Source organism: Streptomyces sp. NPDC033270, assembly GCF_055576575.1.
This window is the reverse complement of the sequence record NZ_JBVIRA010000009.1, coordinates 73,252-92,887: the sequence shown is the minus strand read 5'-3', so window position 1 is coordinate 92,887 and position 19,636 is coordinate 73,252. Positions and strand designations below refer to the sequence as shown.

The following is a 19,636-nucleotide window of genomic DNA, read 5'->3' as shown; positions in this document are numbered from 1 at the left end:
GGTGGGCGCGTACGGGCGGTCAGTGGAGCGCGGGGGCCTGGGTGAGGGCCGGCGCGTTGAAGCTCAGCAGCGCGGTCCGCCCCTGGTCGACGCGGATCTCGGTGAGGGCGCCGTTGTCCAGCCGGGGGAGGACCCGGCGGTAGTCGGCGAGCGGGATGCCCAGCAGATGGCAGAGCAGGACCCGCACGAGGGTGGAGTGCGCGACCACCAGGACCCGGCCGTCGGGTTGTTCGCGGGCGATGTCGGCGAGGCAGTCGGCGGCGCGCTCGGCGGCGTGGCGGGGGTGCTCGCCGTCGGGCAGGTGGTGCTCGACGGGGTCGGTGAGGAAGGCCGCCAGCCGCTCCGGGAAGCGTCGGCTCATCTCGTCCCTGGTCAGGCCCTCGCCCCGGCCGAAGTCGACCTCGTAGAGCCGTTCGTCGATGCGTGGGGTCAGCCCGCAGGCCTCGGCGGCGGGTGCGGCGGTGAGCCGGGCCCGGGAGAGCGGGGAGCTCCAGACGGCGGTGAGCCGGGCGGTGGCGGCCCAGGTGGCCAGGGCGGTGGCCTGTGCGCGGCCGTGGTCGGTCAGGGGCACGTCGGTGCGGCCGGCGTAGCGGTTCTCCGCATGCCAGACGGTCTCGCCGTGGCGTACGAGGATGAAGTCGGTCACTGCGCTGCCCTCCTGCGGGCGTGGTCGGCCACGTCCTGGCCGAGCCAGCCGCGGCGGGTGAGTTCGTCCACGAAGCGGAGGTGGACGGGGGTGTAGCGGGCGGTGCGGGCGGGTCTCGGGGCGATCTCCCGGTCGATGCGGACCATGGCGGCGGCCGCCTGTTCAAGGCCCGCTCCCGAGGAGGTGGCGGCGAGGACGGCCATGCCGAGGGCGCCCTCGGCCTGCTGCGGCAGGCGCACGGGGCGGCCCAGGACATCGGCGCGCAGCCGGCACCAGTAGGCGTTGCGGGCGCCGCCGCCGGTGAGGGTGAGCGGCCCGTCGATGGGCGCGCCGAGGTGGTCGAGGTAGTCGAAGCAGAGCCGTTCGAGGCAGGCGACGCCGAGGAGCCAGGCGTGGAACTCGGCGGCGCGGGTGGGCGCTTCCCCCAGGACGAAGGGTTCGGCGTCGGGTGCGCGGAAGGGGAAGCGTTCGCCTCCGGTGGAGACCAGCGGGTAGCCGACCGCGTCCGGGTCCAGGGCCGCGGCCTGCGCGGTGAGTGCGTCCAGGTCCGCGCCGTGGAAGTGCCGGGAGAGGACTCCGGCGCCGCTGCTGGAGGCGCCGCCCGGGAGCCAGGTCCCGCCGGGTCCGCGGTGGCAGTAGACGATGCCCGCCGGGTCGCGGACCAGGTGCGGGCTGGTGCCCTTGAGGACCAGGGTGGTGCCGAGCACCGAGTTCCAGGCGCCCGGGGCGAGGGCTCCGGCGCCGATCTGCGCGGCGCAGCCGTCGGTCATCCCGGCGACGACGGTGGTGCCCTCGGGGATGCCGGTGGCCGCGGCGGCCGCGGCGCATACGGTGCCGAGCACGCTTCCGGGGCGGACCACGTCGGGCAGCGTCCCTTCGGGGACGCCGAGTTCGGCCATCACCTCCTGCGGCCAGCGCTCCTCGACGAGGTGGTAGCCGGTCTTGAGGGCGTGGCTGGCGTCGCTCGGCACCTGGCTGCCCGTCAGCCGCCAGGTGACCAGGTCGACCTGGTGCAGCAGCCGGGTCCCGGTCCGCAGCCCGGGGGCGCTCGCCAGCAGTGCGACGAGCTTGGGCAGCGCCCAGGACGGCTGCATGCTGCGGTAGCCCAGCTCCTGCCAGACCGCCGCGCCGGCCGCGTTGACGGCCCCGGCGTGCTCGGCGGCGCGCCCGTCGTCGTACATCAGGCCCGGGGTGAGCGGGGTGCCCCGGGCGTCGGCGAGCAGGATCGTGCCGGAGGTGCCGTCGAGGGCCAGCCCGCGGATCCGCCGGGTGTCGATGCCCGCCAGGGCCTCCCGGCAGGCGGCGGCCAGTGCGCGCCACCACTCCTCGGGGTCCTGCTCGTGGCGGTTGCCCTGGCGTCGGCTGGTCAGCGGGCGGGCGGCGGTGGCCAGGACCTGCCCGGTGCCGTCGACGGCGACGCAGCGTGCGCTCTGGGTACCCAGGTCGAGGCCGAGCCAGATGCCGTCGAGGGGCTCGGGCGGGCCGCCGGGGTGGTGCGGGTCAGACAAGGGTGCCTCCAGGGGCGGTGCCGGTGGTGTCGACGGGGTGGCCGGTGGCTTCGGCCGGGCGGCCGGGCGCTGCCGGGCCGCCGCGCCAGGTCGCCCGGCCGCGCCAGCCCGCCTCCCGGGCGAGGCCGCGCCAGCCGAGGAAGTCCTCGTACAGCGCGGCGTAGAACTCCGCGCGCTGCGGCTCCGGCTCCCAGCTCCGCTGCATCCGGACGTACTTGGCGGCGGCGCTGTGCATGCTGGTCTCGGCGCCGGTGCGGACCAGGCCGGTGAGGAAGGCGCCCTTGGCGCCGAGTTCGGTGTCCGAGGAGCGCGCGGTGGGCACGCCCGTCGCATCGGCGATCAGCGCGCACCAGGCGTCGCTGTTGGCGCCGCCGCCGCACAGCCGCAGCTCGCCGACGTCCGTGCGGGCGGCGGCCAGTGAGTCGCGCAGCACCAGTGAGAGCCCGTCGAAGACGGCGCGCGCCAGGTCGGCGGGCCGGTGCTCCAGGGACAGGCCCCAGAAGGAGCCGCGGGCCCCCGGGTCGAGGAACGGGGCGCGCTCGCCGGCCGGGGAGAGGTAGGGCAGGAACATCAGCCCCCGGGCGCCGGGCTCGGACTCGAAGGCCAGCTGCGCCAGCTCCGGCGGGCCCGGCAGATGCAGCAGCCGCGCCGCCCAGCCGAGCACCTCGGCGCCGTTGAGGGTGGGGAAGGCGCGCAGCACCCGCTCGCGGCCGCGGTAGGCGATGTGGATGCCGGACGGCTCGCCGCTGGTGTCGATCTCCGTACGGACGATCTCGGTGCACAGTGTGGTGCCGAGGATGCTGCAGGCCTGGCCGGGGTTGACGACGCCGACGCCGCGGGCGGTGGAGGCGATGTCGTAGGGCGCCATCACGACCGGGAGCCCGGCGGGCAGCCCCAGTTCGGCCGCGGCGGCGGTGGTGATCTCGGCGATCCGCTGCGACTCCCCCAGGACGGTGGGCAGCAGCCGTTCGTATGCGCCGAGGCCGAACAGGTCGAGGATGTAGGGGTCGTATGCGCCGGTGGCGTGGTCGAGGAACGGGGCCGAGGCGTCGGACTCGTCGGTGGCGCGGACGCCGGTGAAGCGCAGGAAGAGCCAGCCGGCGGCGGTCAGTGAGGTGGCGGAGCGGGCCAGCCGGTCGGGGTCGTGGGCGGCGAGCCAGCTGAAGAGGGCGTTGGGCATCCCGGCGCAGGTCAGCGAGCCGTTGCGGCGGAAGGCCGCCTCCAGGACGCCGCCCTGCTGCCAGGCGCCGAGCTGCTCCCCGGCGCGGCCGTCGGACCACAGGATGGCGGGTCCGGTGGGGCGGCCGCGGTCGTCGACGAGCCAGGCGCCGTCGCCCTGGGCGGTGAAGGACACCAGCCAGACCGGGTCGCTCAGGCCGTCCAGCACTGTGCGGACGGTGTGGACGACGGCGTCCCAGACGGCGTCCATGTCCTGTTCCGCCCAGCCGGGGTGCGGGCGCAGGACCTCGGTGGCCCGGCGGGCGACGGCGATCTCGGTGCCCTGGTCGTCGAAGACCACGGACTTGATCACCGTGGTGCCCACGTCGATGGTGAGTACGGACATCAGTGGGGTCCTTTCACGCCGGCGCCGAGGCGGCGGCGGGCGCGGTGTCCGCGGCGCCGGCCGTGTCCTTGGCGCCAGGCTGCGGCAGCGTCAGGAAGTGGGCGAGTACGGTGCTCACCGCGTACATCCCGGCGAAGATCCAGACCACCCCTTCGACGCCGAGCGTCCCGACGAAGGCCGCGACGACGGCGGGGCCGACGAAGGTGCTGGCTCCCGCGCCCAGGTTGAGCGCGGCCAGTGCCTGCCCCTGGTGCTTGGGCTCCAAAGTGGGCACCAGCGCCGAAAGCGGTACATAACCTGCCAGCGTAGCGCCGTAGAACGCGGCGACCAGGAGGGCGAGCGGGAAGTTCGCGCCGGCGGCGTGCGGGACGTAGAAGAGCAGCAGGGTGCTGACCGTGCAGCCGGCGCCGCCGAACCAGGCGATGGTGCGGCGCCAGCCGAAGCGGTCGCCGAGCACGCCGAACAGCAGGTTGGCGAAGATGTTGGTGGCGAACATCGCGCTGAGCAGATGCAGCCACTCGGTGAGGGTGAAGCCGACCGTCTTGGTGAAGTGGATCGGCATGATCACGAAGAAGCCGAACTGCGAGGCGGTGTTGATGACCCGGACGACCGAGCCGACCCCGACCCGGGGGTTGCGCCACAGGATCGTGACGCTGCCGACCAGCGTGGCCACCGGCCCCTCGCCCGCACCGCGCGGCCGCTTGCCGCCGTGGTCGTCGCGCACCAGCAGCAGGGCGATCAGCCCGCCCGCGGCCACCAGCACCAGCGCGGCCCACAGCGTGGCGTAGGCGCCGATCTGCGGGATCAGCCCACTGGCGACCAGCGAGCCCAGGGTGGGCAGCCCGCCGGTGAAGGCGAACCAGAACCAGCCCATGGCCGTGCCGAGCCGGGCCCGCGGTGCCACGCCGGCGATCCAGACCAGGAAGCCGTAGGCGAACAGCGGATAGCCCAGGCCCCGCAGTCCGTAGCTGGCCATCATCAGCGGATAGCTGGTCAGGGGGATCGCGGCGGTCAGGAACAGGACCTGGAAGACGCCCCAGATGCCCAGCCCGGCCCACATCACGCGGCGCGGGCCCCACAGGTCGGACAGCACTCCGGACAGCCAGGCGGCGATGCCGGCGGCGATCCCGTAGACGGTGAAGAGCAGCGCGACCCGGGACTCGGAGAGGTGCTGGTCGATGAGGTACGGCGAGAGGTAGCCGGACTCGACCCCGTCTCCGATCATGAACAGGAGGAGTCCGAGGTATCCCCAGGCGAGGGTCGGCGGAATGCCCAGGCGGGTGATCAGCGAACGCGGCGGAGAGTTCGTCATCGAATCTCCCTTTCTGCGGCGGCGGGGCAGGGGGGCAAGGGGGGTGGACGGAGCGATGGAACAGCCGCGCAGAATCGGGCGTCAATGGCCCGTGGAATCTTCGCATCGGGGCCGCGACCAGCCGTGTTGCGTCGTACCGGAACCGCATGTGGACACCGCTGCCGCGGCGGGTGCAGTGTTAAATCCGTGCGAACATAACGCGGCGAATTCACGCGGAGCCGAGGGGAGAGCAGCGCGATGGACCGGGTCGAGGCCCAGGAGGAGCGGCGCCGCCGTATGCGCGAGACCGTCATCTCCCGCGGATTCGTGCGCACCGCGGACCTCGCCGAGGAGTTCGACATCAGCCTGATGACCGCGCACCGCGATCTGGACGCCCTTCAGGCCCAGGGCTGGCTGCGCAAGGTGCGCGGTGGGGCGACCGGGCTGCCCTCGGCGCAGTTCCACGGCAGCGTCGCGGAGCGGATGGCCACCATGGCGCAGACCAAGCAGCAGCTGGCGCGGGCCGCCGCGACGCTGCTGGTCTCCGGGCAGACCGTGCTGCTGGACGACAGCACGACCTGTCTGCTGCTGGCCCACCAGGCCGCCGAGCACACCCCGCTGACCGTGATCACCAACTCCCTGCCGGCCATCACCACGCTCGCCAAGGAGCCCGGTATCTCGCTGATCACGCTGGGCGGGGTGTACTTCCCGGCGTATGACGCGTTCATGGGCCCGCACACCGCGGACGCCGTACGGGCGTTTCGCGCCGATGTGCTGTTCATGTCCACCACGGCCGTCACCAACGGCCGCTGCTACCACACCTCGCCGGAGACCGTGCAGGTCAAGCGGGCCATGATGGAGAGCGCGGGGCGCCGCATCCTGGTCGCGGACCACACCAAGTTCACCAAGGGCGGCCTGTACGCGCTCGCCCCGCTGACCGACTTCGAGCTGCTGATCGTCGACGACGGCCTGCCGGCCGAGCAGGTCCGCGGCGTACGGGCGGCCGGCACCGAGGTGATGGTGGTGCCGGCCAGGCCGTGACGCCAAGGCGCTTATGGGCGGCCGGGCTCCGGTCCGGTCCAGCCGGCCACGCCGACACACGCCTCGTTCCCCTCGGGGTCGGCCAGCACCCAGTTCGACGGCGCGTCGGCGTCGTTCACCAGGCGGCCGCCGGCCGCGAGCGCCGTCATCGGCCCTCAGACGAAGGCGCTCTGCCCCGTGATCGCCTTGCCCACGATGAGGGTGTTCATCTCGCGGGTGCCCTCGAAGGAGTAGATGGCCTCGGCGTCGGCGAAGAAGCGGGCGACGTCGTAGTCGAGCACGATGCCGTTGCCGCCGAATATCTCCCGGCTCCAGGCCACGACCTCGCGCATCCGGCTGGTGACGAATGCCTTGGCCAGCGAGGAGTGTTCGTCGCGGAAGACGCCGGCGTCCTGGAGGCGGGCCAGCTGGACGAGCATGCCCCAGGAGGCGGTGATGTTTCCCAGGCTCTTGACGAGGAGGTCCTGCACCATCTGGAAGCGGGCGATCGGCCGGCCGAACTGCCGGCGCTCGCGCGCGTAGTCGAGCGCGAGTTCATAGGCGCCGATCATCACGCCGAGGGCCTGCCAGGCGACGCCGCCGCGGGTGGCCCGCAGGATCTCCGCGACGTCCCGGAAGGAGTCGACCCGCTGGAGCCGGTCGGCCTCCGGGACGCGGACGTCGGTGAGGGTGATGTCCGCGTTCTCGACGATGCGGAAGGCGGTCTTGTTCTCGATCTTGGTGGCCGAGAAGCCGGGCGTGCCCTTCTCCACCACGAAGCCCTTGACGTTGTCGTCGGCCTCGTCGCGGGCCCAGACGACGACCAGGTCGGCGAAGGTGCCGTTGCCGATCCACCGCTTGGCGCCGTTGAGGACCCAGTGGTCGCCCTCGCGCCGCGCGGTGGTGCGCATCCCGCCCGCCACATCGGAGCCGCCGAGCGGCTCGGTCATGGCGAAGGCGCCGATCTTGTCCAGGGCGGCCATCGCGGGCAGCCAGCGGCGCCGCTGCTCCTCGTCGCCACCGCGGTAGATGCTGTACATGGCCAGTCCGTTGTGGACGCCGAAGAAGGTCGCGGACGAGGCGTCGGTGCGGGTGTACTCCATCGTGAGCATCCCGACCAGCAGATGGCTGCCGGCGGGCAGCGGATCGCCGTAGCCCTCGTAGGCGACGCCGGCGAGCCCGAGTCCCCGGAACCTGTCGATCAGTTCGCGGGGGAACTCGCCCTTCGCCCAGGCGTCGTTGACCAGCTGCTTGACCTCGTTGCGCATGAAGTCGCGGGCCCGGAGCAGCAGTTCGCGCTCGTTGTCGGGCAGCAGGTCCTGGTAGCCGTAGAAGTCGGCGGTGAGCTGGTCGGTCATGACCGGGTCTCCTCGTTCGGTGCGGTGGGGGTGTCGGTGTTCAGGGCGGCGAGGACGGCGAGCTGCTTGTCGTCGCGCTCCTGGGCGAGTTCGCCGTACGGGCGCGAGCCGTAGGCGTCCTCGACGGCCGCGATGAGCCGTTCGGTCTGGGCGGGGCTCTGCTCGGGGCGGCCGAGGGAGTCCCACATCTGTCGCATCGAGGGGCCGATGTGCTCGGCCATGTGCCGGTAGCCGCCGGGGCCGCCGCCCAGGTGGGCGCCGAGGAAGGGGCCCACCGTCGACCAGCGCAGACCGAGCGAGTTCACCATGATCGTGTCGAGCTCGGACGGGGTGACCACGCCCTGCTCCACCAGGTGGATCGCCTCGCGGCTGAGCGCGTTCTGCAGCCGGTTGCCGACGAAGCCGGGGAGTTCCTTGCGCTCCACGACCGGGACCCGGCCGACCGAGCGGTAGAAGGCGACCGCCCGGGCCACGGCGTCCTCGGAGGTGCGCGCGCCGGGCACCACCTCCACCAGCGGCACGAGGTGCGGCGGGTTGAACGGATGGCCGATCAGGATCCGGCCGGCGTCGTCGAGCCCATCGGTGAAGGCGCTCGACGGGATGGCGGACGAGGAGCTGAGCAGGAGTGCGTGCGAGGGGGCTTCGCGGACCAGGGTGGCGAAGAGTTCACGCTTGAAGGCGGGGTTCTCGGGGCCGTTCTCCTGGACGACGTCGGCGTGGCGCACCGCGTCGGTGACGCCGTCGGCCAGCTGGACCCGGTCGGCGAGGCCCCGGACGTCGAGGCCCTGCCGGGCCAGTTGCACGGCGGCCTGTGCCAGCGCGGTGTCCACGGCTTCGGCCAGGTCGGGGCGCGGGTCGCTGACCCGTACCGCCAGGCCGTGGGCGGCGAACAGGGCGGTCCAGGAGAGCCCGATGGTCCCGGCTCCGATCACCGCCGCGGTGGTGGGTGGCTTGCTCATGAGGGATGCTTCTTTCGGTGCGTTCACTGCGACTTCGGTGTGGTTCTTGCCATGTCCGGTGCCTTCGCCGCGACTTCGGTGCGTGATGGCGATGTCGGTGCCGGTCTCGGCTGTGCGGGGTCAGCGCGCGAGGTAGTCGTGTACGGGCCGGACCGGAGCCAGGGTGAGGTCGGTCAGGACGTGGCTGGCCGAGACGATCTCGCGCACCGGCAGATCGGCCAGCGGAGCGAGGACGTGCGCGAACAGCTGCAGCCGGGCGGGCCCGCTCCAGGCGCCCTTCACCACCACGTCGCTGATCTCGGTGCGGACGAGCTGGGCCACCTGCGCGGTGCCGTCGTACCCCGGCACCAGCTTGAGCATGAAGGTCGGCACGGTGATCTGCGCGGCCGCCTCTTCGGGGTCCAGTTCGTGGTGCTTGTAGCCCATCGTCGCGGTCGCCACCCGGACGGTGCCGTAGTCCAGGACGCCGACGAGCGCACCGTGGTCCACATACAGGGCGGGCGATCCGGCGACCTTCGGATAGGCGCTGGCCTCCCGTCCGGACGCGGTGGCCGGGAAGTTGTCCAGGTACATGGCGTGCAGATACTCGCCGCGCTCGCCTTCGTGGCGGACCGGGATCGCCTGGCCGGCTTCGGTGTACGGCCCGTACCCGGTGACGTCGCCCATCCGCATCACCTCGAAGCGGACCAGCGGCTCATCGATCTCCAGCGGCTCGGGCACCACTGCGCGCAGTGCGTCGTGGTCGGTGCGGTAGACGATGTTGAGGTACTCGCGATCGGTGAAGCGCGGGACGACGGGCGGATACGCCGGGTTCATCAGGGGCGTGGCGAGGTGGTGGACGATGTCGTGCTGCCGCATGGCGGATGGCCTCTTCTCCTGCTTGTCCGTCGGGTGCGTGCCTACTTGCCCTGCCACACGGGGGCGCGGCGTTCGGCGAAGGCGGCCATGCCCTCGCGGACGTCGGCCGACGTGGCGAGCGCGGCCATCTCCCGGCGCTGGGCGGCGAAGGCGGCCGGTTCGGGGGTGCCGTCGGCGGTGCGGGCGATCCGCTTCACGGCGGCGAGGGCGAGCGGGGCGTTGTCCGCGAGCCGGGCGGCCAGTTCCAGTGCCACCGCCGCGGCCTGCCCGGCCGGTACGACCCGGTTGGCGATGCCGAGCCGGCCGGCCCGCTCGCCGGAGACCGGCTCGCCGGTCAGCAGCAGCTCCATGGCCAGGTGGTAGGGAATCCGCCGGGGCAGCCGGACGGCTCCGCCGCCGGCCGCGAGGAGCCCTCGCTTGACCTCCGGCAGGCCGAACCGGGCGTCGTCCGCGGCCACGATGAGGTCGCAGGCCAGGGCCAGTTCGAAGCCGCCGCCCATGGCCCAGCCCTCGACGGCGGCGATCAGCGGCTTGCTCGTCGCGGCCTCGGTCAGCCCGCCGAAGCCGCGGCCCGGGATCTCGGGCGACTCGCCCGCCAGTGCGGCCTTGAGGTCCATACCGGCGCTGAAGGTGCCCTGCGCGCCGGTGAGAACCCCGGCCCGCAGCGCCGGGTCGCCCTCCAACTCATCGATGGCATCGGCGAGTTGGGAGGCGACCGCGGCGTTCACCGCGTTCCGGGCGCGCGGCCGGTCGAGGGTGATGAGCAGAGTGGTACCGATCCGCTCGGTGCGTACGACGGGGGTGGCGCCGGCTGCGGTGGCGTCGGGTGTGCTGGGCATGGCCCGGGTCCTTTGCGATCGGGGTGCGGGTGCGGCACGGGTGGAGGAAGGCCGAAACCCGCGCGGAGTAAGGGGTGTTGAGGCGGGCGGTCAGCGGCGCCGGGGCGCGGCGAGCTCGTCGAGGACCTCGTCGGTGTGCTGACCGGGCAGCGGGGCGAGCCGCCGGACCGAGCCCGGGGTGGCGGAGAAGCGCACGGGGATGCCGACGGACCGGATGGGGCCCTCGCTGGGGTGCTCGACCAGGTCGAGGAGGTGGCCGTCCCGTACGTACGGGTCGTCGGCGGCGCGGTCCAGTTCGAGCACCGGCGCCATGGGGATGCTGTGCTTGGCGCAGACCTCCTCCCACTCCTGGGTGGTCAGCGTCGGCGCGCACTGGGCGACCAGCTCCATGAGCGGGTCGACGTCGGCGTCGTCGATGGCGGTGCCGGCCACCCGCGGGTCCCCGGCGAGATCGCCGCGGCCGGCGGCCGCGAAGAAGTCGCGGAAGTTCTGGGCGTGGTACGGCACGATGCAGGCCAGCCCGTCGGCGGTGGGCACGGCCCGGTGGCCGCGCTTCATCGACAGCGGGAACCCGGTGGAGCCGACCGGCGGCTCGTAGACGTGGCCCGCCAGGTGCTCGACGAGGTTGAAGGCGATCAGCGTGTCCGTCATGGGGATCTCGATGTGCTGACCCCGGCCCGTACGGTCGCGGTGCACCAGCGCGGCGAGCACCGAGTAGACGATGGTCAGCGCGGCGACCTTGTCACCGATGATCGTCGGCAGGTAGACCGGTCGGCCGAGCGCCCGCTGGGCCACGTCCACCAGCCCGGAGGAGGCCTGCACGGTTTCGTCGTACGCGGCGTGGCCCGCACGGTCGGAGTCGCTGCGGAAGCCCTGGGCGTGGGCGTAGACCAGGCCGGGGCTGCGCTCGGCGAGGTCCGCCCAGGTCAGGCCGAGCCGGGCCAGGGCGCCGGGCCGCATATTGGTGATCAGTACGTCGGCGGTGCCGATGAGCGCGAGGGCACGCTCGCGGTCGGCGTCGTCCTTGAGGTTCAGCGAGACGCTGCGCTTGTTGCGGTTGACGTTGAGGTTGAGCGGCGTCATCCCGGGGGTGGTGCGGTAGCGGCCCGCCCGTACGGTGTCGGACGGCGACTCGATCTTGATGACGTCGGCGCCGAGGTCTCCCATGATCTGGGCGGCGTAGGGCCCCATCACCACCGTGGACAGATCGATCACCCGTATGCCGTCCAGCGGGCCGGCGGCACTCTCGTTCGTGGCGTCCATGGTCACTCCTGCGGAAGGCGACTGAAGTAGATGTACTGCGAATGTTTCCGCCTTCGACATTAGGCGTGGAGTCGCCGAATGAGAACGATCAAGAAGCGAAGAAGGGTATGACCACAGCGGTCACACCACAGCAGACATACCTCGCCGAAAAGAGCGCGAGAAAAGGCGAAAGGAATACCGCGAAAAGCAGCGGACAGCGGCGAAAAGCAGCAGGCAGCGGTGGGATATCAGTGGGATATCAGGCGGCAAGCCGTTCGGCGAAGATGCCACGCGCCTCGGTGACCAGCTCTTCCAGGTCCCCGCCGGGCTCCGCCCGGTCCTTGCGGAAGAGCAGTGCGGTGCTCAGTTCGGCCGGGAAGTCCACCACCGGCAGCACGGTCACATTGTCCAGCCGGTAGAGATGCATCGGACTTTCCGAGGAGAGCATCGTCAGGGAGAAGGCAATTCCTCCGGAGACCAGTTCGGAGGTGCCCGCATAATCCGAGCTGTTGATGCGGATCCGCTTCCGCACGCCCGCGGAATTCAGCCGGGCGTCGATCTCGTCGAAGTACGCGGGCATCGCCTCGGGCGCGGTCGCCACATACGGCAGCTCCCGCAGATCGTCCAGGGTGACCGACTCCCGGCCCGCGAACCGGTCGGCGGGGACCGCCGCACCCAGCCGTTCCCGCATGACCTCGATGACGCCGAGCGCGGGATCGGAGACCGGCAGCCGGGCCAGTGCCAGCGCCAGCCGGCCGTCATGGACCGCTTCGACCAGGCCGTTGGACCGGCCGGGCCAGCGCTTGAGCTCGTACGCCGTACGGCATGCCGCCTCCAGCTGACGCACCCGGGCCCGCAGCGCGGGGTGGATTCCCGAAGGCATCCCGATGAGCAGGGTGGCCCGCTGCGGACGGACGGCCTCCCGCAGCCGCCACGGAATGGAGTTGACACGTTCCAGCACATCGCGGGCCAGCGGCAGCAGCGCGGCACCGGCCGGCGTCAACGCGACGTGGTGGGTGCTGCGCTCGAAGAGCGGCTGCCCCAGCTCCCGCTCCAGGTCCTTGACGCGCTGGCTGAGCGGAGAGGCCGCCATGTGCAACTTGCGTGCCGCCTGGGAGAAATTCAGCTCTTCGGCAACCGCCACGAAGTAGCGCAGGTGCAGCATGTCCACTCGGCCACACTACCCGTCAGTCCCGGGCGAGGCCGAGCGGTGCGGGGTCCTGTGCCAGCTCGCGGAAGACCGCCCGCGGGTCTGGGAGCAGCGTGCGCTCGGTGAGGTCCAGCAGCCCGCCCACGGCGCTCAGCTCGGCGGCCACCGTCCCGTCGGCCTTGCGGACGGTCTGCTCCACCCGGAACGTCCGACCCTCACCCCAGACGAACGCGCAGCTCACCTCGACCTCGTCGCCGGCGCGCAGCTCCCGCCGATAGCGGATGGTGGTCTCGAGGGTCACCGGGCCGACGCGCCGGTCCACCAGGTCGCTCTGCCGGATGCCGCTCGCCTGCAGCAGCGACCAGCGGGCGTGCTCGGCGTACTGCAGGTAGACGCTCTGGTTGAGGTGGCCCTGAGAGTCCGTCTCATAGCCACGGACGGTGACGGGGACGGCGAAGGCCGCGAACGACTCCGCCGGGCCCGTCCTGGCCGTGCGCCCCGCTCCGGCGACCGTGTCCCCGCCGGTTGTGCTCTCCGCTGCGTCCACCGCTTCTGCCACGATCTCTCCCCGTTCCCCGTGAGGCCCATGGGCCACCTGCCTCACATCGTAGGCGCCGCCGGTGCGCGGCTCAGCTCCGACCAGCCGATGGTGCGGTCGCACCAGCGCTCCAGGAGCGTACGGTCATGGCCTACCGCGAGGAGACCGGCGCCGGTCTCCCGGCGGTAGGCCTCGACGACGGCCACCAGGGCGGCGGTTGTCGAGGCGTCGAGCATCGCGGTCATCTCGTCGCAGATCAGCCAGCGGGGCCGCAGCACCAGCGCGCGGGCCAGGCAGGCGCGCTGCAACTGCCCGTCGCTGACCTGGTGCGGACGGCGGGCGAGGAGCTCCTGGCTCAGGCCCACGGTGGGTGCCAGGTCGGCGATCCGGTCCGGGATGCGGGTGCGCTGCCCGGTGGCCCGCAGTGGTTCGGCGATCAGGTCGGCCAGGCTCAGGCGGGGGTCGGCGGAGAGCCGGGGCTGCTGGAACAGCACGCCGTAGGCGGTGCGCTGGGCGCGGGGTGCGCGATGGCGCCAGCCCGCGGCCGGTGCGCCGTCCAGGACGACGGTGCCGGAGTCGGGGCGGTGCAGCAGTGCGGCGACCCGTGCGAGGGTGGACTTGCCGCAGCCGCTGGGGCCGAGGAGTCCCACCGCCTCACCGGGGGCGACGGCCAGCGAGACGCCGCGTACGACGGGGGCCCGGCGGTCGTATCCGGCGGTGATGTCACGCAGTTCGAGCATCGCCCGCCTCCCTCTGTGCCGCCAACGGGTGGTGGCAGGCGACGCCGTCGCGCGGTGCGGGCACCGTCTCGCAGACCGCGGTGGCCCGCTCGCAGCGGGCGGCGAAGGCACAGCCCGGCGGGAGATCGCCCAGTTCCGGCGGCATGCCGGGGATGGGCAGGAAGGCCCGGCCGGGGAGCGCGTCGAGCAGTCCACGGGCGTAGGGGTGCCGGGGGCCCGGCCGGCCGAAGAAGCCTTGTGCGTCGGCGAGTTCGACGATCCGGCCGGCGTACATCACGGCGACCCGGTCGGCGATCCGCTCGGCCGCCGCCAGATCGTGAGTGATCATCAGCAGGGCGCGGCCCGCGCGGGCCTGTGTGCGCAGCTCGTCGACGGTGCGGTCCACCAGGTCCCGGTCCAGCCCGGTCGTCGGCTCGTCGGCGAGCAGCAGCGGTGCGTCGCCGACCAGCGCGAGTGCGGTGGCCGCGCGCTGCGCCAGTCCGCCGGAGAGCTGGTGCGGGAAGCGGTCGAGGTGGTCGAGGGGGAAGGCGGCGCGCGCGGCGGCCCGCTCCGCCGCCGCCCCCAGGTCGCGCCTGGCCGTGCCGGTCAACTCCCGTACGGTCTCCTCCAGTTGGGCGCGCACACTCCGTACGGGCGTCAGATGCGCGGCCGGGCTCTGCGGTACGAGCCCGATCCGCCGCCCGCGGATCGCACCGGCGAGTTCCCGCTCGGACGCGGTCAGCAGCTCGGTGCCGCCCAGCCGCGCGGAACCGGCCGTCCGCGCGTTGCCGGGCAGCAGCCCGAGCAGCGCCGAGACCAGCACGGACTTGCCGCAGCCGCTCTCGCCGACCAGTGCCAGGCACTCCCCCGCGGCGAGGTCGAAGGCGGCATCGGTGACGGCGTCGACGTGGCGGCCGCCGGGCATCCGGAAGCGTACGGACAGTCCCCGTACGGACAGCACGGGGCGTTCGGCTCGCGAGGGCGCGCTCACCGCATCAGCTCCGATCGGCGCCGGGGGTTGATCCGCTCCCGCCAGACGCCGGCCAGACCGGCGAGGGCGAGGGTGGGGACGATGATGAACAGGCCGGGGAAGAGGGTCGGCCACCAGTCCCCGGCCAGCAGGGACCCGCGGGCGGTTTCGACCATGCTGCCCAGGCTCGCTTCGTGGGCCGGCAGCCCCAGGCCCAGGAACGACAGCGCGGACTCGTGCCAGATCGCGTGCGGGATCATCAGCACGGCGGCGAGCCCGGCCTGCGGCAGCACACCGGGCAGCAGATGACGCACCGCCACCCGGGCGCGCGAGGCGCCGCCGGCGAGGGCGGCGTCGACGTACGGGCGGGAGCGCAGCGAGAGCACCTCGGCGCGCACGATCCGCGCGGTCGACAGCCAGTGCGTCAGGGCGACGGCGACGACCACCGGCCCCATGCCCGGCCGGAACATCGCCACGACGAAGACGCCGAGCAGCAGGTGCGGCACGGAGGAGAACAGGTCCACCACGCGCATCACGGCGCGGTCGGTCCAGCCGCCGAGCGCCCCGGCCAGCGCGCCGACCGCGGTGCCGATGACGGTGGCGGCCACCGCCGCGACCACCCCGACCAGCAGCGAGACGCGCAGGCCGTACACGCAGCGCAGCAGCAGATCGCGGCCGACCTCGTCGGTGCCGAAGAGGTGTGCCCAGGACGGCGCCTGGAGTTTGGCGGACAGCTCGACGGCCTGCTCGTCCAGGGGGACGAACGGCGGCACGAGCAGCACCGCCAGGACGATCAGCGCGACCAGGGCGGCACAGGCCCGGACCCGCAGGGTGCGGAAGGCGCGGGCACCGGAGCGCCGGGTGCGCGCGGCGTGCCAGGCGGTGCCGTCCGCGGCGGACGCCTCGGTGAGCTCAGCCATCGAAGCCCACCCTCGGATCGGCGAGCCCGTACAGCAGGTCGGACAGCAGGTTGCCGACCAGCACCGCGGCGGTGGCCAGCACCGTGAGGGCCGCCAGCAGCGGGAAGTCGACGCGGGTGGCGGCGTCCACGGTGGCGGAGGCGATGCCCGGCCAGCTGAAGACGGACTCCACCAGCAGGGCGCCGGTGATCAGTTCGGGCACCCGGGAGCCGATCAGGGTCAGCACCGGGAGCAGTCCGGAGCGCAGGGCGTGGTGCAGCAGTACGGTGCGCTCGCTCAGCCCGCGCGCCCGCGCGCCGCGCACCGGGTCCTCCTCCAGGGCGTCGCCGACCCCTTGGCGTACGTAGAGCACGAACCAGGGGAGCTGGGAGACGGCGAGGACGAGGGCGGGCAGCACGACATGGCGCGCGAGCTGTCCGGCGGTGGCGACCTGGCTGCCGGTGTCGGTCAGGCCGCCGGCGGGCAGCACGCCGAGCTTGAGCGCGAAGAGCCAGACGGCCAGCAGTCCGAGCCAGAACGGCGGGGCCGCCTCCAGCGCGTAGGCGACGGAGGTGACGGCCCGGTCCAGCAGCGAGCCGCGGCGCCGGGCCGCGAGGACGCCCAGCACCGTGCCGAGCACGACGGCGAGGGCGAAGGCCAGTGCGCACAGCAGCACCGACCAGCCGATGCGCTCGCCGATGACCTGGGAGACCGGGGCGCGCAGCGTCGCGGAGTCGCCGAGGTCGCCGGTGAGCGCGCCGGTCAGCCAGTGCCACCAGCGGGCGGGCAGCGGCTGGTCGACGCCGAGGTTGTGCCGGATCTGGTCCAGGTTCTCCTGCGAGGCGGTCAGTCCCGCCGTGCCCGCGTACGCCTTGACGGGGTCGAACGGCGAGGCCGCCGCGAGGGCGAACACGCCGAAGGTGACGGCGAGGAGGACGGGGACGGCGAACAGTGCCCGCCGTCCCGTCATCCGCGCCATCGGCCCCCAGGGAAGGGACTTCGCCCTGGCTGCCGTGCTCACTTCTTGGGCTGCCAGTCCTCTACGTTCCACCACGGGCCGGAGGCCAGGCCGTGGTCGTGCGGCTCGACCTGGGTGGTCGGGCCGACGCCGCCGGTCTGCCACCTGTCGTTGATCACGTACAGGTGGTCGACGTGGGTGAGGAAGGTGTATGCCGGGTCGTCCACCAGCTCGCGCTGGACGGTGTCGTAGGCGGCCCTGCGCTTCTCGGTGTCGTTCGTGCGGCGGGCGTCCACCAGCGCCCGGTCGACCGTGTCGTCGGCGTAGCGCGACATGTTGTTGAAGCCGTCGCCGGCCATCGAGGAGTGCAGCAGCAGGTACTGGTCGAAGTCGGGGTCGGCCGGGCTGCCGCCGCCCGCGAGCACCGCGTCGTGCTTCATGTTCGGCTCGATGGCCTCCCAGGTGCCCGACTCGACCTTGGCCTCGATGCCCGCCTTCTTGACGTCGGAGGCGAAGGCCAGGGCGTGCTTCTGGCGCAGGGTGTCGCCGGTGAGGTACCAGAGCTTGAAGGAGGCGCGCTCGCCGTCCTTGGCGCGGATGCCGTCCTCGCCCTTCTTCCAGCCGGCCTCGTCGAGGATCCGCTCGGCCTGCTTCAGGTCGTGGGTGCGCTCGGTGCCCTTGGTGAACCAGGGGCTGTCGGTGGGCACCGGGCCGTAGGCGGGCTTGCCCGCGCCGTCCAGGATGCCGTCGACCATCGCCTTGCGGTCCACGGCCAGGTCCAGGGCCCGGCGTACGGCCCTGTCGCCGGTGACCTTGTTCGCGCTGGGCAGCGTGACGTTGCGGTAGTCGAAGGTCTTGGCGGCGAGGGTCTTCTTGCCCTTGGACGAGGTGAAGGTGGCGGCGAGGTTGGGCGGCAGGATGGCGCCGTCCAGGTCACCGGCCCTGAGCCGGGTGGCCCGTACGTCGTCGTCCTTGATGATCGCCATGGTGAGGTTCTTCACCTTCGGTGCGCCGCCCCAGTAGTGGGGGTTGGCCTTGAAGGTGAGCTTCTCGCCCTTGGACCAGTCGGCCAGGACGTACGGTCCGGTGCCGACGGGCTTGGTGGTGAAGGAGCCGCTGTTGATGTCCTGCTTGCCGGCGAGGTGCTTCGGGGCGATGGCCAGGACGGTGCGCTCGGCGAACGGCGCGTAGGGGTACTTCAGATGGAAGACGACGGTCTTGTCGTCCTTCTTCTCGACCTTGTCCAGGGCGTCCAGTTCGGCCTTGGAGGCGTTGTTGGTCTTCTCGTCCAGGATCGTGTCGTAGGTGAAGACCACGTCGTCGGCGGTGAAGGGCCTGCCGTCGGAGAACCGCACGCCCTGGCGCAGGGTGAAGGTGTAGGTCCTGCCGTCCTCGGAGACCTGCGGGAGCTTCGCGGCCAGCGCCGGCTGGAGCTTCATGGCCGCGTCGTGGGTGAGCAGCCCGTCGAAGATCTTGGAGTTGCCGTCCTTGCCGTAGCCGAGGAGCGGGCTGAGCGTCTCCGGCTCGTTGGCGATACCGACCACGACGGAGTCCTTGGCGCCACCGGCGCCGCCCGTGCCGTCGGTGGGCGTCGAGCAGGCCGCCGCCCCGAAGGCCACCGTGCCGGCCATCGCCGTGGCGACCCTTACCCGTATCGACCGGGCCGTCATGCCCACACCCCTAATGAAGATCGACTGTTATTGCGGTTCAGCGCTCTTGCAAAGCACTCGCAATTAAGCGATCCCATTAAACAGTACGTAAAGGGACGGCCATGAACCGGCCTCCGGCCGCCTGTGTCAGGAGGTACCCGTCTTCAGCGTCAGGTGCCACTTCGCCAGCGGCTCGCCGACCGGCTGGAAGATGGTGACGGTACTGCCGCCGTCGCCGTCGCAGCCGGAGGAGCCGCCGCCGGAGTGCACCCCGACGGCCATCGGGTTGTGGGGCTGGGTGACGTACGAGCCGCCCGAATCGCCGGCCGCGGAGCAGGCGTTGGTGTACGAGAGCCCCTCGATCACCACATTGCCGTAGTCCACCGTCTGGTCCACCCGGGTGATCTCGCCGCAGTGCCAGCCGCTGGACTGACCGGAGCGGCAGATCGACATGCCGACGAGGCCCTCCTGCGAGCCGGCGACGGTCACCGGCCTGCCGCCCTGGCCCGCCACGGTCGGGCTGAGCGTCCAGTCCGGCTGGTCGACCTCGACCAGCCCGAAGTCGCCCTCGCGCCCGTTGACGCTGTGCCTGCCGCCGAAGTTGGACGTGCCCAACCGGCTGCCGTCCTTGCCGTACGCGGCCTGCTTCGGGGTCAGGGTGCAGTGACCGGCCGTCACAAAACCCTGGAAGTCGTCCGGGCCGGTCACCGAGAAGCCGATGGAGCAGATCCCCTCGTTGCCGGGCATCCAGCGCTCACCGCCGATCACCCGGCCGCCCTGCTGGCGCGGCGACTGGTCGGTGTGCTCGACGGTGACCGGGATCTTCGCGCGGGTCCCGAAGCCTCGGACGGCCGTTTCGAACTCGTTGGTCCGCGTGGTGCGCTTGGTGCGGTCGACCCGGATCACCACGCCGTTGGACCGCTCGTCCACCCCCCAGCCGGTGACGCCCGGTACGCCCTTGCCGGCCCGGCCGTTGATCTGCCGCACCAGTGCGACGAGCGCGGCGTGGCTGTGCGGCACCGTCCTGGGCACCGCGCCCACCGCCCGCACGCGCTGTGCGTCGGCGGCGCCGGTGACCGCGACGATGAGCTTGCCGGTCGTCTTGTCGAACCACATCCCGGCGGGCGGGGTGCTCAGTGCCCGGCGCACGGCGGCCGCGGCACGGTGGGCGTCGGTCTCCTGCGCGAGCCGGATGCGCACCTGCTCCCTGGTCAGTCCGAGGTCCCGGCTCATCGCGTCGAACATGCCGCGCGGCTGGGGCGTCGGGTCGGGCCGCGGCGCGGCGTGCGCCGGGCTGAGCGAGCCGACGGCCGCCATGGCCGCGACGGTCGCGCCCCACAGGGCGGCCTTGCGAAAGCGTTGCATCGGGGTCTCCTCGCGGTGTCGAGTGCACGTCGGATCCGACGTGTCGAGCGTGCTTGACACCGCGACACGCGGCATGAGGGAGATCCTTTGCATGAGGGCCGGG

The 19,636-nt window shown here is 72.5% G+C and carries 18 protein-coding genes and 1 pseudogene; 1 reads left to right on the top strand and 18 read right to left on the bottom strand.

What is annotated here, in order from left to right; genetic code table 11:
- Window positions 1-19 precede the first annotated feature (19 nt).
- From ACZ5XZ_RS15420 to ACZ5XZ_RS15405, 4 genes are read right to left on the bottom strand one after another with little or no spacing between them, the layout of a single operon-like run.
- Window positions 20-646: a histidine phosphatase family protein gene (locus ACZ5XZ_RS15420; protein ID WP_468978004.1), complete on the bottom strand. Its 627-nt coding sequence runs from the start codon at window positions 644-646 to the stop codon at window positions 20-22.
- On the bottom strand, window positions 643-2,154 hold the full coding sequence (locus ACZ5XZ_RS15415; protein WP_468978003.1) for an FGGY-family carbohydrate kinase: 1,512 nt from the start codon (window positions 2,152-2,154) through the stop codon (window positions 643-645). The genes ACZ5XZ_RS15420 and ACZ5XZ_RS15415 overlap by 4 nt, the downstream gene beginning before the upstream one ends.
- Window positions 2,147-3,718, bottom strand: coding sequence for an FGGY family carbohydrate kinase (locus ACZ5XZ_RS15410; RefSeq protein WP_468978001.1), 1,572 nt, complete (start codon window positions 3,716-3,718; stop codon window positions 2,147-2,149). The genes ACZ5XZ_RS15415 and ACZ5XZ_RS15410 overlap by 8 nt, the downstream gene beginning before the upstream one ends.
- A 13-nt stretch (window positions 3,719-3,731) precedes the next feature.
- A complete protein-coding gene (locus ACZ5XZ_RS15405; RefSeq protein WP_468978000.1) occupies window positions 3,732-5,030 on the bottom strand; it encodes an MFS transporter in 1,299 nt (432 codons plus the stop codon).
- Window positions 5,031-5,267: 237 nt separating this feature from the next.
- Here ACZ5XZ_RS15405 and ACZ5XZ_RS15400 point away from each other — a divergent pair, with 237 nt between their 5' ends.
- Window positions 5,268-6,050, top strand: coding sequence for a DeoR/GlpR family DNA-binding transcription regulator (locus tag ACZ5XZ_RS15400; protein WP_468977998.1), 783 nt, complete (start codon window positions 5,268-5,270; stop codon window positions 6,048-6,050).
- Between the two features lie 11 nt (window positions 6,051-6,061).
- Here the strand turns inward: ACZ5XZ_RS15400 and ACZ5XZ_RS15395 are convergent.
- From ACZ5XZ_RS15395 to ACZ5XZ_RS15330, 14 genes and pseudogenes are all read right to left on the bottom strand, one after another.
- Window positions 6,062-6,193 (bottom strand): annotated as a pseudogene (locus ACZ5XZ_RS15395) (VOC family protein); the annotation flags it as partial.
- A gap of 12 nt (window positions 6,194-6,205) precedes the next feature.
- Window positions 6,206-7,387, bottom strand: coding sequence for an acyl-CoA dehydrogenase family protein (locus tag ACZ5XZ_RS15390; RefSeq protein WP_468977997.1), 1,182 nt, complete (start codon window positions 7,385-7,387; stop codon window positions 6,206-6,208).
- Window positions 7,384-8,346, bottom strand: coding sequence for a 3-hydroxyacyl-CoA dehydrogenase NAD-binding domain-containing protein (locus ACZ5XZ_RS15385; protein ID WP_468977996.1), 963 nt, complete (start codon window positions 8,344-8,346; stop codon window positions 7,384-7,386). The genes ACZ5XZ_RS15390 and ACZ5XZ_RS15385 overlap by 4 nt, the downstream gene beginning before the upstream one ends.
- 120 nt (window positions 8,347-8,466) lie before the next feature.
- Window positions 8,467-9,204 carry an acetoacetate decarboxylase gene (locus tag ACZ5XZ_RS15380; RefSeq protein WP_468977994.1) on the bottom strand — a complete coding sequence of 246 codons (738 nt, stop codon included), beginning with the start codon at window positions 9,202-9,204 and terminating at the stop codon, window positions 8,467-8,469.
- Between the two features lie 41 nt (window positions 9,205-9,245).
- Entirely contained in the window at window positions 9,246-10,043 is a 798-nt protein-coding gene (locus ACZ5XZ_RS15375; protein ID WP_468977993.1) for a crotonase/enoyl-CoA hydratase family protein, read from the bottom strand.
- A 90-nt stretch (window positions 10,044-10,133) separates the two neighbouring features.
- A complete protein-coding gene (locus ACZ5XZ_RS15370; protein ID WP_468977991.1) occupies window positions 10,134-11,306 on the bottom strand; it encodes a CaiB/BaiF CoA transferase family protein in 1,173 nt (390 codons plus the stop codon).
- 238 nt (window positions 11,307-11,544) lie between these two features.
- Entirely contained in the window at window positions 11,545-12,450 is a 906-nt protein-coding gene (locus ACZ5XZ_RS15365) for a LysR family transcriptional regulator (RefSeq protein WP_468978225.1), read from the bottom strand.
- Window positions 12,451-12,472: 22 nt separating this feature from the next.
- Entirely contained in the window at window positions 12,473-12,994 is a 522-nt protein-coding gene (locus ACZ5XZ_RS15360; RefSeq protein ID WP_468977990.1) for an acyl-CoA thioesterase, read from the bottom strand.
- A gap of 41 nt (window positions 12,995-13,035) precedes the next feature.
- Window positions 13,036-13,713, bottom strand: coding sequence for an ABC transporter ATP-binding protein (locus ACZ5XZ_RS15355; RefSeq protein ID WP_468977988.1), 678 nt, complete (start codon window positions 13,711-13,713; stop codon window positions 13,036-13,038).
- On the bottom strand, window positions 13,697-14,617 hold the full coding sequence (locus ACZ5XZ_RS15350) for an ABC transporter ATP-binding protein (RefSeq protein WP_468978223.1): 921 nt from the start codon (window positions 14,615-14,617) through the stop codon (window positions 13,697-13,699). Before ACZ5XZ_RS15350 ends, ACZ5XZ_RS15355 begins: the two co-directional genes overlap by 17 nt.
- A gap of 62 nt (window positions 14,618-14,679) precedes the next feature.
- Entirely contained in the window at window positions 14,680-15,582 is a 903-nt protein-coding gene (locus ACZ5XZ_RS15345) for an ABC transporter permease (RefSeq protein ID WP_468977987.1), read from the bottom strand.
- The gene (locus ACZ5XZ_RS15340) at window positions 15,575-16,531 is read right to left on the bottom strand and encodes an ABC transporter permease (RefSeq protein WP_468978222.1); all 957 of its coding nucleotides are present in this window, start codon (window positions 16,529-16,531) and stop codon (window positions 15,575-15,577) included. Before ACZ5XZ_RS15340 ends, ACZ5XZ_RS15345 begins: the two co-directional genes overlap by 8 nt.
- Window positions 16,532-16,578: 47 nt before the next feature.
- Window positions 16,579-18,189, bottom strand: a complete 1,611-nt coding sequence (locus ACZ5XZ_RS15335; protein WP_468977986.1) for an ABC transporter substrate-binding protein — start codon at window positions 18,187-18,189, stop codon at window positions 16,579-16,581.
- 126 nt (window positions 18,190-18,315) lie between these two features.
- On the bottom strand, window positions 18,316-19,533 hold the full coding sequence (locus ACZ5XZ_RS15330) for a S1 family peptidase (RefSeq protein ID WP_468977985.1): 1,218 nt from the start codon (window positions 19,531-19,533) through the stop codon (window positions 18,316-18,318).
- Window positions 19,534-19,636 lie beyond the last annotated feature (103 nt).

Coding starts and splice junctions, on each gene's coding strand:
- ACZ5XZ_RS15410 (WP_468978001.1), bottom strand. CDS start 3,718: ATGTCCGTACTCACCATCGACGTGGGCACCACGGTGATCAAGTCCGTG.
- ACZ5XZ_RS15405 (WP_468978000.1), bottom strand. CDS start 5,030: ATGACGAACTCTCCGCCGCGTTCGCTGATCACCCGCCTGGGCATTCCG.
- ACZ5XZ_RS15400 (WP_468977998.1), top strand. CDS start 5,268: ATGGACCGGGTCGAGGCCCAGGAGGAGCGGCGCCGCCGTATGCGCGAG.
- ACZ5XZ_RS15390 (WP_468977997.1), bottom strand. CDS start 7,387: ATGACCGACCAGCTCACCGCCGACTTCTACGGCTACCAGGACCTGCTG.
- ACZ5XZ_RS15385 (WP_468977996.1), bottom strand. CDS start 8,346: ATGAGCAAGCCACCCACCACCGCGGCGGTGATCGGAGCCGGGACCATC.
- ACZ5XZ_RS15380 (WP_468977994.1), bottom strand. CDS start 9,204: ATGCGGCAGCACGACATCGTCCACCACCTCGCCACGCCCCTGATGAAC.
- ACZ5XZ_RS15375 (WP_468977993.1), bottom strand. CDS start 10,043: ATGCCCAGCACACCCGACGCCACCGCAGCCGGCGCCACCCCCGTCGTA.
- ACZ5XZ_RS15370 (WP_468977991.1), bottom strand. CDS start 11,306: ATGGACGCCACGAACGAGAGTGCCGCCGGCCCGCTGGACGGCATACGG.
- ACZ5XZ_RS15365 (WP_468978225.1), bottom strand. CDS start 12,450: ATGCTGCACCTGCGCTACTTCGTGGCGGTTGCCGAAGAGCTGAATTTC.
- ACZ5XZ_RS15355 (WP_468977988.1), bottom strand. CDS start 13,713: ATGCTCGAACTGCGTGACATCACCGCCGGATACGACCGCCGGGCCCCC.
- ACZ5XZ_RS15350 (WP_468978223.1), bottom strand. CDS start 14,617: ATGCCCGGCGGCCGCCACGTCGACGCCGTCACCGATGCCGCCTTCGAC.
- ACZ5XZ_RS15345 (WP_468977987.1), bottom strand. CDS start 15,582: ATGGCTGAGCTCACCGAGGCGTCCGCCGCGGACGGCACCGCCTGGCAC.
- ACZ5XZ_RS15340 (WP_468978222.1), bottom strand. CDS start 16,531: ATGACGGGACGGCGGGCACTGTTCGCCGTCCCCGTCCTCCTCGCCGTC.
- ACZ5XZ_RS15335 (WP_468977986.1), bottom strand. CDS start 18,189: ATGACGGCCCGGTCGATACGGGTAAGGGTCGCCACGGCGATGGCCGGC.
- ACZ5XZ_RS15330 (WP_468977985.1), bottom strand. CDS start 19,533: ATGCAACGCTTTCGCAAGGCCGCCCTGTGGGGCGCGACCGTCGCGGCC.